Below are 17,797 nucleotides of genomic sequence, written 5' to 3'. Positions count from 1 at the left end.
GGCCGGGTGATTTTCAGGGAAGCAGGGATTTGAGTTTCTTACGCGCCGCCGGGCTGATATCCAGCGGGTGGCTGTAGCCAATGTTTTCGATAGCCCGGTGGTACAACGCCACCAGCCAGTCATAAACATAGCGCGTGGCGGCATGCACCGGCTGCTCACTCAGACGGGTTAACCGCGCCTGGGTAGCGCCATCCGTACCGCTGGAAAAAATGGTACTGCCTTTGTTTACACGGCTTTCCGGGCGATCCGCTTGTGCGATCTCTGCATAGCCAAGCCAGGCGACAAAGTTACCAATTGCGGCATACAGTTGCGCGGCGCAGGCAGTATCGCGCTGCATAATTTTTTGCAACTGATCGGGTAAATTCAGCCGGTAGCTGCTGACGATAACAATCTCGGCCAGCTGGCGCAGCGCGGCAGGACTGAGCCCCAAACGCGCGGCGTTATCATCGTTACGGCTCCACTGGCGGACATGGTTGACCCACAGGGCATGCGCCTGCTGACCGATATCTTTCGACACCGCTTGCGGCTCGCTGCTTTGTGCAGATTCAGCAAACAGATCGATAGATTCATTAAACAAGCCGCTGACTTTCTCTTCGCGTGGTTGCTGAACTTTCCACAGCGTATCGAACTGCTGCATATCCGGCTGTAAACCTTCCAGTAATTCACCGTGGCGAGAAGCCTGGCCTTGCAGCTCGCGCACCACGGACTCCGCGCTTGCACGTTGGGCTGCCGCGTCTTTCACTGCGGTGGCAAGCCAGGGTTGCAGCAGATCGCGAAGCGCGCGCTGATGGCGCTCAGCCAGTGCTTTCAAGCGGTGCTGGCGCAGGCCTGGCGCTGTCGCCTGTACCAGCCACTCCAGCAGGCGCTGCAAACTGCTGGCATCCAGCGCCTGCAACGTTCCCCAATGCTGACCCGGTTTGCCAATGAGCTGCTGTACGGCTTCGTCCAGATTCTGCGCCAGGGTAAAGCGTGCATCCTGCGGCGTAATCGCCCAGACCAGTCCCGGCAGCGCCGTTTCCTGGCCGGATTGGGTCTCTTTGACCCAGTTCAATAATGCGCGCGCGGTGGCAGCGGTTGCTGAACGCTCGAGCGTCGCATTGCAGATCATCAGCACATCCGGTTGCAGGCGCTGGCGGTAATTTTCCAGCAACCAGCGGCATTTACTACGCCACAACGGCTGGCCATCCTGCGGACCTGGTGCCGGAATATCCAGAATATCAACGGCTGCTAAAACCGCGTTTTCCACTGGCAAAACCAGTTCGCGCGTAATCAACGCAAGGGTTGCCAGCGGAATACTGACCGCATTGTGCAACTGGTCGTTTGACCACGGATGCACCACCACTTCGTCATGGATCTCACCGCTACCCGGTTCCGACGGTGTTAAGAAACCGTCTGTTGGCAGGGCAAAAGTATCCACCAGAATACTGAGCGGTGCCGCCAGTTCCTGCGCGTTACCAGTCTGGTGCAAGGTGTGCGCCAGCGACAACCACTGCTGGGTGAGTTCCTGCTGCTCGCCCCATAACAGCGACCAGGCACTGGCGCGGGCGCTGAGATCCAGGGAAGGTAACAGGCAAGCAAACTGATACCACAGCGCATCGTCCATTTGTTGCTGTGACGAAGGTACCGCTGCGCGCCAGAAGCGGGCAATCGCGCCGATATCTTCCGCCGCGATCCCCGGAACCGCATTCGGTTGGCGCAGTGAACGCCATTTCGCGACGCGGTCTTCAATCACCGATTTATCCACGGCGCGCAATTCCGGCTGCTGTATGGCATGAGCAATAAAAATCTGCACCAGTTCGGCTTCGCTAATAATGCGCAGGCACAGCGGGAAACCTTCATCCATCGGCGCGAGATGCTGGCTAAAGCGCAGCGCCATGCTGGTCAGAGCATGGCCGGGATTGATATGGGTGAAGTAATCCAGTGTTTTTTCGCCGGGACGCACATTAAGCCGCCCGTTACCGCTGCCGCACAGCGCAGTCAGCAGATGGGCTTTGGCCGCTTGTGAATGCCCATACAGCCCAACGGTGCAGGGCGCAGCAACAGCTTCACGCAGCGCGATTTCCTCGGCGGCGGCAGTCGTCAGACGCGACAGCAACGCGTCGGCATCATCATCCAGTAAAGGTGCGTGTTGGCGGTTTTCGTTGATCCATGTCGCCAGTGCCTGGGTGGTTTTTACGCTCGCACTCATTTCAGATACACACTCCCGCTGTCGATCCAGTAATGGCTGCCGCTATGGCGGCGATCGGCCAGCGTATTCAGTTTAAAAGTTAACGCGTCTGCGGCGACCGGCGTACCGTCCTGGAGCCAGGCCTCACTCAAGGTGAACGATTCCGGCCCGTGCTGCTTATTACCGCCGCTGAACTGCAAACGGACATTCAACACGCCGTCGCCCGCGATGGTTTTCGCCAGCTCCTGCGAGTTGATACTCAACGTGTAGAGCGGCGTAGCAGGCCAGCGGGCGTTCGCGAGCTGGCGGAAACCGAGCGTCACATTGCCGCGTAACGGGAAATGTAAGCGCGCATCCAGTTTCGCACCGGGTTTATCAAGGTCGATATCGTGATACCAGATATTCTCATCGCGCAAGGTATTGACGACGTTATCCAGCACACCGAGGTAGCGCACGGTAGAGTAAGCACCGATATCGGCCGCTTTAAAGTTAAAACGCGGCAGACGCAAATCGAGCGCCAGGCTGCACAGCATCGCACCCACGGCGGCAGTTGATTTCGGGTTGCCGATCTTACCCTGCTGGCTGAACGGATACCATTCATGTACGCGGTATTTATCAAGCCAGATCATGCGGTTAACCGGCACGGGTTGCAGGTGGCGAATCAACGCCTGCACGCCAGGCAAGCAGCCAGGACGACCGGTAATTAACAGGACATCGCAGCAGTAGTGGCTGATGGCTTCGCAAACCGCATGCAGCGGGGCGGTCAGGGTAAATTGCCCGGCGAGCATTGCATCCTGCAATTCACGGAAATTCACCTGCAACGGGACGGCCAGCACATCGAACTCCGCCGAACCAGCCGGCAGTGCGTGATCGATCGCCTGTTTCAGGTAGTTCATGACATTGCGCGTCGGCAGCTGCGTGAGCAGTTCACCGAAGGTGGCATGCAATCCGGCGAGCGGATCGTTAATGTCGCTCTCTTCCCACGCGGCAAGAATGGCGTGACCAATCGGCATAAACAGTTGCAGCGTTGTCTGCTGGCGCAGCACGGCCTGGGTATCAATACGCCCGGAATCGCCAAACAGCGTTGCCATAATCGCGGCGGCATCGGTAATGCCTGCTTTCTGCATCTGTGTTTGTAACGCAGGAAGGACGCAGCGCTGAATAATATCCAGCAGAATGTCATCCCCGGCGACTTTGAAACCTTCGCGGAACAGCAGTTGCGGCGTGATTTTGACGTTACTGCCGGTGCCGTCGTCCAGTTGATAATGGGTAATCGCCATATCTGTCGTGCCGCCGCCGATATCGACAGAAGCAACGCGCAGCGAACGGCCTTTTACCGCGCCCGGTGCTTCTTCACGATCCGGGCGGGCGAGGGAGGCGAAAAAGGTTTCAGTTTGCCCGGCGAAGCGCGAAATCGCTTCGTTATAAAGCCACACCAGTTGACCACAGCTGGCTTCGTCCCATTCCATATGAATGTGCGGCACGGGCACAACGCTTTTTTCCTGCTGCTTGCGGTTAGCAAAGTCTTCATCTTGCGGATGCCAGCCCATGGCTTTCCACACCAGCGCAATAGCCTCAAACATGCGGCGACGGAAAATTTCACGCTCCTGCTTCGGCATTGCCGAGGGCAGGGTGAGAATAATGGTGCGCAGCTGGCGCGGAGAGGCCGGAAAGCCCAAACGCAGGCGCGTAGCCACACTGTTGATCTGCCCGAGCGCCTGCGACAGTAATTCGCACAACATATGCGTCATTAGCGTGCTGCGGCTGTACTGCGGTGAAAAGACCGGCAAACGCTCATCCAGCGGCAGGCTATACAGCGGCTGACCTTCATCGTTCATCAGGTTCATGAGCGGGAAGGCGGTCGCCAGCGGTTCGCGCTGGGTTTTGCTGTTCATCTGGCTAAAACGCCAGTCCTGCAATACGGGCGTTTCGTCCCACAGGTAGCGACGCGGGCTGGAGATGCCGCTATTGCCTTCGGTACCGAGACGCTGCGTTGCCAGTTTGCGGGCTTCATCGCCCACACGAACGATCGATGGCCAAATAAAAGCGTCTTCGCGACCGCTCTCAACAGAAAAGTGTTGTTTGCCGAAGCGCGCTTCAGAAAACTCCAGACGGCTGGTAAACAGCGGCTCATTCAGGAACTGAGGTTCACTGAGCGAGCGCACCTGTAATTCCGCCGTTTGACGCAAACCATCATTGGCATCGCCGTGATCTTCAATGATCACGCCGCAGGTATGGGTGTTGCCGACATCCAGAATCAGATCGACCGGGATCGCCGGGGTACTTAATGTGTGCGTAACGATTTTGACTTCCGGCACCTGCAATTGCATGCCGAGCAGGCTCATCAAATTCAGCCAGTGCGCCTGGTATTCAAAACCGCGCAATGCCTGATTAATTTCTCGCTCGCTGCGGGTTTCATGTTGCGTAATGAATTGCAAAAACGCTTCACGCAGCCAGCCATCGACCCAGGTCTGATCGAGGAAATCCGCCACTTCGTCATCACGCCAGGCCAGCGAGAATCGCGTGCCATTGAGAATATCGTTTTCCAGCGGTGCCAGTGCGGCAGGCGAGTTACCGTTAATCTGGCTGTCGAGCGCCAGCGCCACGCGGTGAGTGTTTCCGGTGCTGTCCGGTTCGCTGAGCTTGCGGATCTGCACGCGAGCCCAGTTATCCGGGCCTTCAACGAAGGTGCGGGGCGGGTTAAAGCGCAGGAAAGGGATCGGCAGCCAGACGCCATCGAGGATCGACAACGAATATTGCAGCGAATGCGTGCTTTCGGGTTTTACCACTTCCGGCTGACCGCCGTCGCGGTTTGGCAGCGTATAACGTTCGTTGACCAGATCGAAATCAAGACGCAGCAGCGGGCCGTTGGCGGTTTTACGCACAAATCGACCGCTGCTGGCAGAATCCTGCGGAGTCAGGCCAAAATCAAGAAACTGCACGCCGCTATTGGCAATCAGCGTCACGCTCTGTTTGTAGTCGCAAAGATTAACCAGCATAAACTCAGTCACCTGTTTTTCTGAACGTCACCGGAACGGTGGTGTTGGCGTCAAAACGCGCGCTGCATTCCGCGACGTCGTTGCTGCTCGCTTTACAGGAAATTTCCGGCATCGGGTAACGCGTCCCGTCGCTGCAACGTGCGTTGCTGCGGCTCTTAATCAGCAATTCGCCGGTTTCATGCAGACCGGAGAACAGATCGGCGCGACAGGTTACATTTTTACCCATCACAATACGCGCCGTCCCTTTGTTGTTCTGGATCTGGTAACGCACGGCAGGCGCTTTGCCGGTGACCGGATCTTTAACATCCATCGCTACGCGCCAGTTGCCGTTAAGGAATTTGGTAGAGCCAATTTTCACTTCTAACGCATCCATCACCAGCACGTCTTTCGGGATAGAAGCGATAACAACCGGTCCTTTATCGACCGGTTTGACTTCCGGTGCTTTGGCAACAGGCGCAACAATTTCAGCCTGATGCAGCGGCAGTTTCACCGCCAGCTCAGGAAGCGGCTCGGCTTGCATCGGCGGCGGCGCAATAGCGACCGGCTCTGCTTTTGCTACGACAGGTGCGGGGGCAGGTTCTTGTTGTTGCTGATTGAGCACCAGCGGCACGGCAATTGCCGCCGCAACAGCCGCGGCAACGGGCACGGCCCACAGACCGTAGCGGCGACGCTTTTTCAGCTTTGGTGCGGGTTCGGGCTGCGGAGCCGGTTCGGGTGCGACTACCGGCGCAGTTTCCTGCACGGGCGGCGCGGCAACGGGCTGCGGTTTGATTTCCACCTGCGGCATTAAAAGAGGCGCATCTGCCTGGCTGAAAGTTACCTCAACGGAGGGTTCTTCTTCCGGTTCTGGCTCCGGTTCAATAATAATTTCAGGGACTTCTGGCTCCGGTTCTTGCAGACATTCCAGCACGTTTTCGCGGGCGCTTTCATTGAGATTAACAAAGCCCCAGAAAGTGATGACCGGTTTGCCATCAACGAGGAATACATGGTTTTCGCCAGGGAATTGCAGTGCTTTTTCCAGCAGCGAGCCAAAGAGTTGCTGCGCGGTTTTGGGTGACTGCATGCATTTGCGGCTCAGCGCGGCAGCGCTGTCCAGCGTGCTTTCAAGGTAACGCAGCGCGCGGGCGCGCTCCTCGGGTTCCGCCGCTTTCCATGCCTGGGCGCGGCCATCAATTGGTGAGTACCAGTCGACACGGTCGCCTTCATCATTAACCTGGGGTATCGCCAGGCAATCTACCAGCGCCTGCTGCTTTCGCAGACGCAGTGCTTCACGAATTTGCAATGCCGAATCGAATACGGCCTGACCGCCGCCGCCAACGGCCTGGAAATCATCCAAATCGCCGCTACGCAAGAGAGTTTTTGCCACGTTTTCATCCCATAGACTTCTTCACGCGTCTACTATACGCAAACTTCAGACCAGTAAAAGGCGGAAGAAAGCGCAAAACCATTGAATTCTCGACGCATTGAGCGCGTCGAACCTGCTTGACGGCACGAAATTTATTTAACACAAATTTATTTATTAATAATGGCGGATATTTCAGCAAAAACAAACGCTTTAGAATAACCTGATGCTGAATCATTATTTGCCAGTTCTCATCTGCTGTGCTGAGATTAATGCTCCATATAAAAAAAGAAGGCTCCTGATAATGTCCACGGGAAAAACGCTGCTCGCCCTTGCGCTGAGCACACTGTTACCGGCAAGTGCCGCATGGGCGGCGTCCAACGATACAATCATTTACTGCTCTGAAGCGTCACCGGAATCCTTCAACCCGCAAATTGCCAGCTCCGGGCCGACATTTGTTGCCAGCTCGCAGGTCCTTTATAACCGCCTGGTCACCTTTGATCCGGTGAAAAATACACCGGTACCTTCGCTGGCGACCGACTGGAAAGTCTCTGAAGACGGAAAAACCTGGACCTTCACGCTGCGCCAGGGCGTTAAATTCAACAGCAATAAATATTTCAAACCGACGCGCGACTTTAACGCCGATGACGTTGTGTTCTCTGTGATGCGCCAAATGGATCCGAAACATCCTTATCATAATGTTTCGCAAGGTAATTACGAATACTTCACCGATGTCGGCCTTGATAAGCTGATCAAAGAAGTGAAAAAAATCGATGATAACCATGTTCAGTTTGTACTGAATGAGCCGAATGCCGCATTTCTCGCCGACTGGGGAATGGACTTCGCCTCGATTCTCTCTGCCGAATACGCTGATGCAATGCTGAAAAAAGGCACACCGGAAAATGTCGATAACTGGCCAATCGGCACCGGACCCTATGCCTTGCAGCAGTACAAAACGGACGCGCAAATCCGTTATATCGCCAATCCACAATATTGGGAGGGTGAAGTACCAACCAAACATCTGATCTTCTCTATTACCCCGGATGTGCAAACCCGTCTGGCGAAGCTGCAAACCAACGAGTGCCAGATTATTCCCGCCCCGGCACCGGTGCAGTTCGATCAGATCAAAAATAACAAAGACTTAACGCTGCATACTGTAGATGCGTTGAATGTTGGCTACCTGGCGTTTAATACCGAGAAAAAACCGTTTGATAATGTGCTGGTGCGCCAGGCGCTGAACTATGCGACGGACAAACAAGCCATCGTCAATGCCGTGTTCCTCGGTTCAGGCACGGTGGCAAAATCACCGCTGCCGCCGAATATGCTCGGGTTTAATAAAGACCTGAAGGATTACAGTTACGATCCTGAAAAAGCTAAAGCGCTGCTCAAGCAGGCAGGGCTGGAAAAGGGCTTTGAAGCCACGCTGTGGTCGATGCCGGTTCAGCGCCCGTATAACCCGAACTCGCGGCGTATCGCCGAAATGATCCAGGCGGACTGGGCAAAAGTCGGCGTGAAGGCAAAGATTGTTTCTTACGAATGGGGTGAATATCTGGCCGGAATGCGCAAAGGCGAACACGATACCGCACTGTTTGGCTGGATGTCGGATAACGGCGACCCGGACAACTTCGCTGATGTGCTGCTCGGCTGCAACAGCATCAAAACCGGCTCCAATGCCGCGCGCTGGTGTGATAAAGGCTATGATGGCCTGGTACAGAAAGCCAAGCTGACTGCGGATCCTGCCACCCGTGCCAAACTTTACGGCCAGGCGCAGGAGATTTTCTACCAGCAAGCACCGTGGATCGCGCTGGCTAACGGCAAAACGTTTTACGCCACCCGCAGTAATGTGAGCGGTTATACCGTCAGCCTGATGGGCAGCGATTTTTCTAAAGCGAAGCTGAATTAAGGAGAGGCTATGTCACATCTGGAGGAGGTTGCCGCGCGTGTCGACGCGGCTATCGAACAGGGCGTCATTATCGGGATGAATGAGTTACTGGTTGAACTCAGCGATGATGCGGCACTGAGCCGGGACGAACGCTACACCCAGCAACAGCGCCTGCGTCAGGCGATTGCGCACCATGGTCGACAATACAAAGAAGATATGGACGCGCGACGCGAACAGCTCACCAAAGGTGGCGCAATCCTGTAATTAAAACTGGCGTCTGGCCACCAGCCAGGCGCCAATCACCAGCAACACCGCACCGCATACCGGGCCAATCAGCACTTTGAGCGCAACGCCCTGGCTCCTTACTACATCCATCACCAGACCGCCGATAAGCTGGCTTGCCACCAGCACCGCAATGGTTGTTGCCGCACCGACATACTGATACCCGCTAATACTGGCGAAGACAAAAAACGACCCCAGCAAACCGGGAATGAGCGTCCACCATTTCACGCTGGCGTACAACTCCTGAAACCCGGCCACACCGTGTTTGATCAGCAAAATAGAGACAAACAGCACAATACCAACCAGCGAGTTCAGCAGCATGGCGATAAGAATGGTCGAGGCGGACTGAGTGATGCGCACCATTAAGGTGTTTTGCACCACCAGGCCCATACCGGCAGCAATCAAAAAGGTGAGGGTGAGCGACTGGTTCATCAAATGGCGTCCGGTTCGGTGCGGTTATCCAGTTGCAATTGCATAAACGTCAGATCCAGCCAGCGGCCAAACTTAGTGCCGACCTGCGGCATTTGCCCGGTAATCACAAAACCCAGTTTGCTGTGTAAGTGAATAGAGCCGTGATTCTGCGCTTCAATACCCGCCACCATGACATGTTTGCCAATACGCCTGGCTTCGTCGATTAAGCGCTCCATCAGTGCCAGACCGATGCCTTTACCTTGCTGCTCCGGGTGGACATAAACCGAGTGCTCAACCGTGTGGCGAAAACCGTCAAAAGCGCGCCAGTCGCCAAACGAAGCATAACCGGTGACTACACCGTTTTCTTCGCTGACCAGTACCGGATAGCCTAACTGCGCGCGCGCTTCAAACCAGGCGATACGGTTATCGACATCGACCGTCTGGTCATTCCAGATTGCCGCGGTATTGACTACCGCATGGTTGTAAATGACGGCAATTGCCGCGCAATCGTCTTTCCCGGCGTAACGAATATTCATGGTTGAACCTCAAATTTGTACACTATAGTATTACGTTATGAATACTATCTCAGACAATATAAATCAACGGATCAGTGCGCGAATTCGCGTTGAACGTGAATCACGCGGCTGGTCGCTCAGTGAACTGGCAGAGCGTGCCGGGGTGTCGCGGGCGATGATCCACAAAATTGAACGCGGCGACAGTAACCCGACGGCGGCGCTGTTGGCGCGGCTTTCCGGCGCGTTTGGCATCAGTATGTCAACGTTGATTGCGCGGGCGGAAATGCAGGAGGGCAAACTGCTGCGTCACGCCGATCAACCCGTTTGGCGCGATCCGCAAAGCCACTATTTGCGCCGTCACGTGTCACCGCGCAGTGATTTGCCTATCGACCTCGTGCAAATCGAACTGCCTGCCGGGAGCGATATTCCCATGCCGGCGTCCGCTTATGCGCTGGCGCGCCAGCTTATCTGGTTACAGGAGGGGGAACTGGTGTTCGTTGAAGGTGACACGCGTCATGAGATGCGCGCCGGAGATTGTCTGGAGCTCGGCCCGCCGAACGATTGCCGCTTTATCAATGAAAGCCAGGCGCCTTGCCGTTATCTGGTGGTGCGGCTTAATCCTTCCAGCTCGTAATGTAAACGCGCTCCTGACCGTCAGGGACTAGTATCAATAGTTAGTCTGACACGAACAGGAGCGAACAATGAAACAAGATCCTCACCGCAATCGCCGTTGGGTACTGGCTTCCCGCCCGCACGGCGCGCCCGTCGCAGATAATTTCCGCCTTGAAGAAGATGATATCGCCACACCGGGTGAAGGCCAGGTATTACTGCGTACGGTTTTCCTTTCGTTAGATCCCTATATGCGCGGGCGTATGAGTGATGCGCCGTCCTATTCGCCGCCGATAAAAATGGGTGAAGTGATGTGCGGCGGCACCGTTAGCCGCGTCGTCAAATCGCAACACCCGGATTTCGCCGAAGGTGATTGGGTGCTGGGTTACAGCGGCTGGCAAGATTATGACATTTCGGGCGGCGAAGGCTTAGTCAAACTCGGAGACAATCCGCCTCATCCATCGTGGTCACTCGGCATTCTTGGTATGCCAGGGTTTACCGCCTATATGGGATTGCTGGATATCGGCCAGCCGAAACCCGGCGAAACGTTGGTTGTTGCTGCCGCAACTGGCCCGGTCGGCGCGACAGTAGGGCAAATCGGCAAAATTAAGGGGTGCCGCGTGGTCGGCGTGGCCGGCGGCAGTGAGAAATGCCGTCATGCCGTTGATGTGCTTGGGTTCGATCACTGCATTGATCATCATGCAGAGGATTTTGCCGAACAGCTGGCCGCAGCCTGCCCGCAAGGTATCGATATCTATTTTGAAAATGTCGGCGGAAAAGTATTTGATGCAGTGCTGCCGTTATTAAATACTTCGGCGCGAATTCCGCTTTGTGGATTAGTCAGCGGCTATAACGCCACCGATCTTCCTCCCAGGCCGGATCGTATTCCGTTATTAATGGCAACACTGCTGAAAAAACGCATCCGTTTGCAAGGTTTTATTATTGGCCAGGATTACGGCCACCGTATTCATGAATTTCAGCAAGAAATGGAACAATGGATACGGCAAGAAATAATTCAGTACCGTGAGCAATTGATCGAGGGGCTGGAAAATGCGCCAGACGCTTTTATTGGCCTGCTTGAAGGGAAAAATTTCGGTAAAGTCGTAGTCCAAATCGGGCCTCTTAGCTAAAAGAATGATGGCGGTGAAAAACCGCCATCAGAAATCGTGCAAATTTTTGAGAAACGTCTTTAATTAGATAAGCATAAGGAACTGATGCCCTTGTGAAGGCGGTTCCTGGTAGTTGTGCATAATAAATACAAATTGTTTTAACTTTTACGCGACCATCCAAGACCAGGCATGTGTATATAATATATTCATTGACACAAATTACGGACACGCTACCAGGCTGAGAATAAATAAGAAATTATACGGGACACAAACATGCTTGATTTTGAAAAAGCGCAGCGGACCAGCCTTACCATGCAAGTTGAGGCGAGTCTTAAGAGTGCGCTTATTATTGGTGCGCTTAAACCGGGCGCGCGGCTCATCACAAAGGAAATAGCAGATCAATTAGGCACCAGTATTACACCGGTGCGGGAAGCGTTACTGCGGTTGGTCTCCGCAGGCGCACTGCATGCCACTCCGGCGCAGGCTTTTTTGGTGCCGGAAGTCAGCCTTGATCGCTATAACGAAATCAACCAGATTCGTAAAAATCTTGAGGGTATGGCCGCGCGAGCTGCCAGCCAGAATATGACGAAGGAGAAAATTCGTGAGTTGCGTGTCCTGGCGGCGAATTTTCATGAAGCAATGAAAAGCGGTAACACCGAACAGGGCCTGCAGGCCAACCGCGTGTTTCGCTTTAGCGTGTACAGCCACGCCGGGATGCCAACGCTAACTGCATTGATTGAGCAGTTATGGGTCCGTATTGGGCCTTGTTACAATTATCTTTATCCAAGTTCTGAGGATTTCACGCGCGTCGAAAATTACAGTGACTTGTTGGCGGCGTTAGAAGAGGGAGACGCTTTCGCTAGTGAACGCGCGTTATGGCGCGCGATTGATGAGGGCGCAAACATCGTTCACAAACAATTCTATCGCTAAGTTATAATTCAACGACATAATCATTTATCTTCATATATTGATGCTCCCCGGCAAAAATTTGCGAATGGGGCGCATCAATATCACGTTTTCAACTGATAAGACCAGCTTACACCTGAAATACCTGGCTTCTTTGCCGATAACAATGTGTGCGTGCAGTTGTTGGGCGCTAACATTGGGGTTTAGCAAGGAGTCCGGAATGTCATTTAGCCAGCGGTTAAGCAATATAAAAATTAGTAGAAAGCTGTCAGTCGGTTTTGGGTTAGTTCTCTTTCTGGTTGCTATTGCCACCGTACTCAGCGTATTGCGCTTTAAAGAAATACGCGATGTCTACGAAAAAACCAACCTTATGTACAACATCAACATTGAAGTATTCCAGGCCAAAATAAACCGCCTGAAATACTTCTATGGCGATGATAAATCAGGGCAGGTGATGTCCAACTACGTGCGCCACGCTTCCGAGCTAACCACCAGCGCCGACGATATGTCCTGGTCTGCAAACGAAAAACAAATTATCAACGATGTCGCCAGCCACCTGGAGCAATTCCAGGGCGCGATTGGCGAGATGCAAAAAGCCACGGGTGACATCAAAACCGTACGCGAATCGCTCGACAAACTCGCCGCACAAGATCTCTCCGCGCGCTATACCACGCTGGTACGCACGCCGGTAGCGGATCCTGCGCTAATGACCCAAATTTACGAGCAGTTGTTTGCGATCAGCACCGTGCGCGACGCCGCGCTGGTGGTGCGTTACAGCCCGGGTAAAGAGTCGAAAGAGGCGCTGGATGCCCGTTTTGGCGCAACGCAAAAGAGCGTTCAGGCGCTGGTGAGCCAGTTACCGGGTGAACTGCAATCACCGCTGCAATCCCTGTGGGATGACACAGTGAAATACCGCGATTTGAGCCTCAACTACCTCACCGCTTTCCAGACATTAAAAGCCGCGGAAGATAAAGTGAAAGTAGGCGGGGACAACAGCAGCGCCTCGCTCAAACAGATCATTACGCTGGTAAAAGCGCACAACGATGAACTGGCGTACACCTCCAGCACCATTGCGGCGATTATTGGCGTGATTGCTATCCTGCTTGGCGTGATTGTTTCCTGGTGGGTTATCCGCCAGATTACGCGTCCTATCGACCGCAACCTGGCACTGGCGGAACGTATCGCCAGTGGCGATCTGAGCTCGCAAATTCGTGCGCAGAGCACGGATGAACTGGGGCAATTAACTGGCGCAATGGGGCGCATGAACGATACGCTGCGCGACATGATTTTTGAAGTTCGCAACAGCGTGAACAAGGTTTCGCGTGCCGCGACTGAGATTGCCGAAGGCAATACCGATCTCTCTTCCCGTACTGAGCAACAGGCGGCAGCGGTAGTTGAAACGGCGGCCAGCATGGAAGAGTTGACCGCTACGGTGAAAAACAACGCCGATAACGCCCGCAATGCCAGCAGCCTGGCAGCCCAGGCATCGAAAACCGCCAGCGAAGGCGGCACGGTGATGCGCGAAGTGGTGGACACCATGGGCGATATTCATAACAGTTCGAACAAAATTGCCGATATTACTGCTGTGATTAACAGCATCGCCTTCCAGACCAACATTCTGGCGCTGAACGCCGCTGTAGAAGCGGCACGCGCCGGTGAGCAGGGGCGCGGTTTTGCCGTGGTGGCCAGCGAAGTGCGGAGCCTGTCGCAACGTAGCTCGCAGGCGGCAAAAGATATTGAACAGCTGATTAGCGAATCCGTTTCGCGCATTAATGTTGGTAGCGAACTGGTGGCGAAAGCCGGTGAAACCATGGATCAAGTGGTGCAGTCGGTTACTCGTGTTAACGATATCATGGGCGAAATCTCCTCCGCTTCGGAAGAGCAGAGCCGCGGTATTGAACAAATCGCCCGCGCGGTCGGCGAGCTGGATAGCACCACGCAGCAGAACGCCTCACTGGTGAGCGAATCTTCTTCAGCAGCGGGTTCGCTGGAAGAGCAGGCGCGTTTGTTGGAAGAGCTGGTCGCCACGTTCCGTCTTGATCAAAACGGCGCGAAATCGACAACCTCAGCTAAACCAACGGCTAAACCGGGGGTGAAACCGCAAACAGGTCCACGTGAAACCGCCACGAGCGATGAGGGCTGGACCACGTTTTAATCGTTGATACGCGCATCAGTGATAGCCCGGAAGCGCGATGCAACCGGGCTTTTTTATGGGAAATGGCGGCATGAAATACCCTCTGGTAAAACAACTAAAACATCACGACATATTGCGCCAAAGCTTTATTGATTTAGCCGTAAATACCTTCGACTTATCATTTGAGGCGTGGTATCAGGCAGGATTCTGGACGGATAACTACATTCCCTACGCGCTGGTCGATGAGGATCAGGTTATTGCGAATGCCTCCGTTAACGTTATCGACACGCGCTGGATGGGCGCAGAAAAACGCTATATCCAGATAGGAACGGTAATGACGGATACGCGCTACCGCAATAACGGGCTTGCGCGTTACCTACTGACAGAAATTATCCATGACTGGCAGCATCGTGCCGATGCAATTTATTTGTACGCAAACGCCACAGTAAGGGATTTTTATCCGAAGTTTGGCTTTGAAAAAGCGCGAGAATATCAATACACCCTGCGCGCCACGCCAGTGGCGAGTGACTTTCGCCGGCTGGATATGGATGACGCCGCCGACAGGCAGCGGTTGATGCGTTATTACGCGAAATCAAACCCCTTTTCGGCGCTACCGATGAATAACAACATTGGTTTGTTAATGTTTTACTGTGCTTCGTATTTAAAAGAGTGCGTTTATTTTTCAGAAAAATATCAGGCTGTCGCCATTGCCACGCAAAACAAAGGAAGACTACTGTGCTTCGATATTTTTGCCGAACCGGGCGCGACATTAACGCACATCATCAATGCATTAGCCAATCAGCAAACGCAGCGTGTGGTCTTAGGTTTTACGCCCAAAGAAAACCACAATTGCGAATGCACGATGATTGACGATGACGACACGCTTTTTCTGTTCAGCGGCAAAGAGAATGTTTTCCGCGACCATCAGGTGATGTTTCCGTTGTTGTCACATGCCTAGTGGTCCAGGCATAAAAAAAGCCCCTGTCGGCAGGGGCTTTCTCATCACTCAAACTGATACGCGACCGATAAACCCACGCCGTAGTTACGCCCAGGAGCCGGTTCGTAGTAACGGTTGTTACCTTCATTAACGATAACGGAACCGACATATTTGCGATCAAACAGGTTATCGACCCGGCCAAACACGTCCATCATCCAGTTGCCATAATTGAATTTATAGCCGGTATTCAGCCCGGTAACGGTATAAGAGGGCGCTTTGGCGCTGTTTTCGTCATTCGCCATCATATCGCTCATATAATGGACATCTGCGCCCGCATACCAACCCTGATCTGGCTGCCAACCCAGCGAAGCAAAGCCCATATTGCGCGCGATACCCGGTATCCGATTGCCATTACATTCGCCGTCGTTACACACATCGGTGCGATACGTCGCATCAAGGTAGGTCCACGCCAGTTTTGCCCGCCAGTTCCCGGCGAACTGCTGATCGAGGGATAATTCCACGCCCTGACGACGGGTTTTTCCGGCGTTTTTATAGGTGGTGCGCCCACCGCTGCTGCTATCGGTGACGATCTCGTTATCGGTATCCGTGCGGAACAACGCGGCGGTCAGTAGCCCATTGCCGATCCGCGTTTTGCTGCCGATTTCCAGGGTGTCGTTAGTAGATGGTTTCAGCGCGAAGTTGAGGCCATTTTTGCCATCCGCACGGTAGGAGAGCTCATTAATGGTGGGCGTTTCAAAACCGCGACCGGCGGCGGCATACACATTCCAGGCGTCGGTGATGGCATATTTCAGCGACGCGGCGGGCAGCCATTTGTGATAATTGGCTTCGCCGCTGTCATCGCCGTTTAGCGCCGTAATGTAGCGATCGTTGGAGTCAAACCACACGGAACTGTAACGCACACCTGCATCCAGCGACAGCTTGTCGGTCAGTTGCCAGGCGGTTTGCAAATACGGATCGACGTTCCACATCAGGTTACGTTCGTTACGGCGCAGGTTGCCTTTTTCGCCATACACCGGCGCGCTGCCATCCATCACAAAGTTTTCGTAACCTTTGCGCTCCTCGCTCATGTTTTCGTAGTTCAGACCACCGGTGAACGTTACCGGTACGCCCAGCTCGCCACGGTGTGTCCAGCGGGTATCAATGCCCTGATAGTGGCGCGTTAAATCAATCACGCCCCCCGCATGGGTTGGGTTGAGCTGTGGAGCGCGCGGGATCGATTGATATTGCGTGGTTTCACGCTCACCGGCGTACATCGTCACGCTGAAATCATCCTGGCTGCTCATCTGGCGCTCATAGCGCAAGCCCGCCTGGGTTTGCTTAATGGTTTTGCGCGTATCGTATTGCTGTGCGCGCGGCGACTGGCGCGGGTTATCTTTCCATTCAGACTCGGTTAACCCGCCAGCGTCGTTCGCTTTAATGTCGACACTGTTAAAAATCAGGCTCAGTTTACTGGCGTCATCAATACGAACGCCGAGTTTCGCGTTGGCGAGGTTTTTCCGTGCGCCGCTGCGATCGCGGTAGCCCCGGGTGACAAAGCGAGTGCTGGAAACGGTGTAATCGACATCGCCTGCGTGCGTTCCATCGCCCATCGCACCGCTGGCTTTCAGGCCGTAGCGCCAGCTACCAAAACTGCCGTAATAGCTGCTGGCCTCAATCGTTGCCGGTTCGCGCCCGGTCTGCGTGGTAACATTCATCACCCCGCCAGACGCGTTGCCGTAGAGTGCCGAGAACGGGCCGCGCAATACATCAATGCTCTCCACACTGTTTAAATCGATATTCGATGTCTGCCCCTGGCCGTCGGGCATGGTCGCGGGAATGCCATCAACATACAGGCGAATGCCGCGCACGCCATAGGTGGAACGCGAACCAAATCCGCGGATCGACAGTTGCAAATCTTGAGCGTAATTTTGCCGGTTTTGCACTTGTAAACCCGGAACGCTGCTCAGCGATTCAGAGAGATTCACCCGCGGCGCGGCCTGACGAATGTCATCGCCCTGGACAACGCTCACGGCGGCGGGGCTATCCAGCTCTGAAACGGTCTGCGGCGCGGCGCTGACAATCATGGTTTGTTCGTTGTCGGCCGCATAAGCGGAAGAGGAAAGCGCAGCCGGCAACAACAACACCGGCAGGGTGACCTTTGTGGTGGAAATAATAGTCATGACGGAACCAAGTTAAAAGACGAACCAAAAAGAGGAAATACGCCAATATGTTAAAGCGTATGTAAATTATTTGAAAACTTTAAACGCACATTACGTTAATGATGAGTGTAACGGAGGAAAGAGGATCGTGCGCCAAATAGCCTGGCGCTTTCAACAGATGGCAACACGTTTTACGTCAGCGTGAAACAAACCTCAACGCGCGAAAAAAAGCCACGCAGCAGGATGATGTGATTGGTATTGCGCTGTAACGGTTTGATAATTTTAAGCTGCCTGCTGGAGCCTTTTCTTTGACAGCACGGAGATACAATGCGCAGCACATTAATT

General features: G+C 54.1%; 13 protein-coding genes and 1 pseudogene. 8 read left to right on the top strand and 6 right to left on the bottom strand.

The features are described from left to right. Positions 1–13 precede the first annotated feature (13 nt). From E0L21_RS13575 to E0L21_RS13565, 3 genes are read right to left on the bottom strand one after another with little or no spacing between them, the layout of a single operon-like run. On the bottom strand, positions 14–2,188 hold the full coding sequence (locus tag E0L21_RS13575; protein ID WP_131410308.1) for a virulence factor SrfC family protein: 2,175 nt from the start codon (positions 2,186–2,188) through the stop codon (positions 14–16). Then, positions 2,185–5,166, bottom strand: a complete 2,982-nt coding sequence (locus E0L21_RS13570; RefSeq protein WP_131410306.1) for a virulence factor SrfB — start codon at positions 5,164–5,166, stop codon at positions 2,185–2,187. Before E0L21_RS13570 ends, E0L21_RS13575 begins: the two co-directional genes overlap by 4 nt. Before the next feature lie 4 nt (positions 5,167–5,170). Next, a complete protein-coding gene (locus tag E0L21_RS13565) occupies positions 5,171–6,532 on the bottom strand; it encodes an SrfA family protein (RefSeq protein WP_131410304.1) in 1,362 nt (453 codons plus the stop codon). A gap of 280 nt (positions 6,533–6,812) precedes the next feature. Between E0L21_RS13565 and E0L21_RS13560 the strand changes: the two genes are divergently transcribed. Together E0L21_RS13560 and E0L21_RS13555 are read left to right on the top strand one after the other, a co-directional pair. Then, positions 6,813–8,411 (top strand): ABC transporter substrate-binding protein, encoded by a 1,599-nt coding sequence (locus E0L21_RS13560; protein ID WP_131410302.1) that lies wholly within the window; start codon positions 6,813–6,815, stop codon positions 8,409–8,411. Between the two features lie 9 nt (positions 8,412–8,420). Beyond that, complete coding sequence (locus E0L21_RS13555; protein WP_131410300.1) at positions 8,421–8,654, top strand: YdcY family protein; 234 nt, start codon at positions 8,421–8,423, stop codon at positions 8,652–8,654. Here E0L21_RS13555 and E0L21_RS13550 read toward each other — a convergent pair whose 3' ends face one another. Together E0L21_RS13550 and E0L21_RS13545 are read right to left on the bottom strand one after the other, a co-directional pair. After that, positions 8,655–9,104 carry a DMT family transporter gene (locus E0L21_RS13550; protein WP_131410298.1) on the bottom strand — a complete coding sequence of 150 codons (450 nt, stop codon included), beginning with the start codon at positions 9,102–9,104 and terminating at the stop codon, positions 8,655–8,657. It lies immediately after the preceding gene. After that, positions 9,104–9,619, bottom strand: a complete 516-nt coding sequence (locus tag E0L21_RS13545) for a GNAT family N-acetyltransferase (RefSeq protein WP_131410296.1) — start codon at positions 9,617–9,619, stop codon at positions 9,104–9,106. Before E0L21_RS13545 ends, E0L21_RS13550 begins: the two co-directional genes overlap by 1 nt. A gap of 37 nt (positions 9,620–9,656) precedes the next feature. On the opposite strand from E0L21_RS13545, the gene E0L21_RS13540 reads away from it, so the two are divergent. From E0L21_RS13540 to E0L21_RS13520, 5 genes are all read left to right on the top strand, one after another. Then, positions 9,657–10,232 carry a helix-turn-helix domain-containing protein gene (locus E0L21_RS13540; protein ID WP_131410294.1) on the top strand — a complete coding sequence of 192 codons (576 nt, stop codon included), beginning with the start codon at positions 9,657–9,659 and terminating at the stop codon, positions 10,230–10,232. A 67-nt stretch (positions 10,233–10,299) separates the two neighbouring features. Next, entirely contained in the window at positions 10,300–11,337 is a 1,038-nt protein-coding gene (locus tag E0L21_RS13535) for an NADP-dependent oxidoreductase (RefSeq protein WP_131410292.1), read from the top strand. A gap of 252 nt (positions 11,338–11,589) precedes the next feature. Next, positions 11,590–12,246, top strand: coding sequence for a GntR family transcriptional regulator (locus E0L21_RS13530; protein ID WP_131410290.1), 657 nt, complete (start codon positions 11,590–11,592; stop codon positions 12,244–12,246). 196 nt (positions 12,247–12,442) lie between these two features. Beyond that, a complete protein-coding gene (locus E0L21_RS13525; RefSeq protein WP_131410288.1) occupies positions 12,443–14,377 on the top strand; it encodes a methyl-accepting chemotaxis protein in 1,935 nt (644 codons plus the stop codon). A gap of 70 nt (positions 14,378–14,447) precedes the next feature. After that, positions 14,448–15,314, top strand: coding sequence for a GNAT family N-acetyltransferase (locus E0L21_RS13520; RefSeq protein WP_165501913.1), 867 nt, complete (start codon positions 14,448–14,450; stop codon positions 15,312–15,314). Positions 15,315–15,358: 44 nt separating this feature from the next. Here E0L21_RS13520 and pqqU read toward each other — a convergent pair whose 3' ends face one another. After that, positions 15,359–17,473, bottom strand: coding sequence for a TonB-dependent receptor PqqU (pqqU, locus tag E0L21_RS13515; protein WP_131410284.1), 2,115 nt, complete (start codon positions 17,471–17,473; stop codon positions 15,359–15,361). A gap of 132 nt (positions 17,474–17,605) precedes the next feature. On the opposite strand from pqqU, the pseudogene E0L21_RS13510 reads away from it, so the two are divergent. Continuing rightward, positions 17,606–17,721 (top strand): annotated as a pseudogene (locus E0L21_RS13510) (YncE family protein); the annotation flags it as partial. Positions 17,722–17,797 lie beyond the last annotated feature (76 nt).

This window comes from Kosakonia quasisacchari, assembly GCF_004331415.1.
GTDB lineage: Bacteria > Pseudomonadota > Gammaproteobacteria > Enterobacterales > Enterobacteriaceae > Kosakonia > Kosakonia quasisacchari.
The sequence above is the reverse complement of the archived record's forward strand: the minus strand, read 5'-3'. Positions and strand labels throughout refer to the sequence as shown.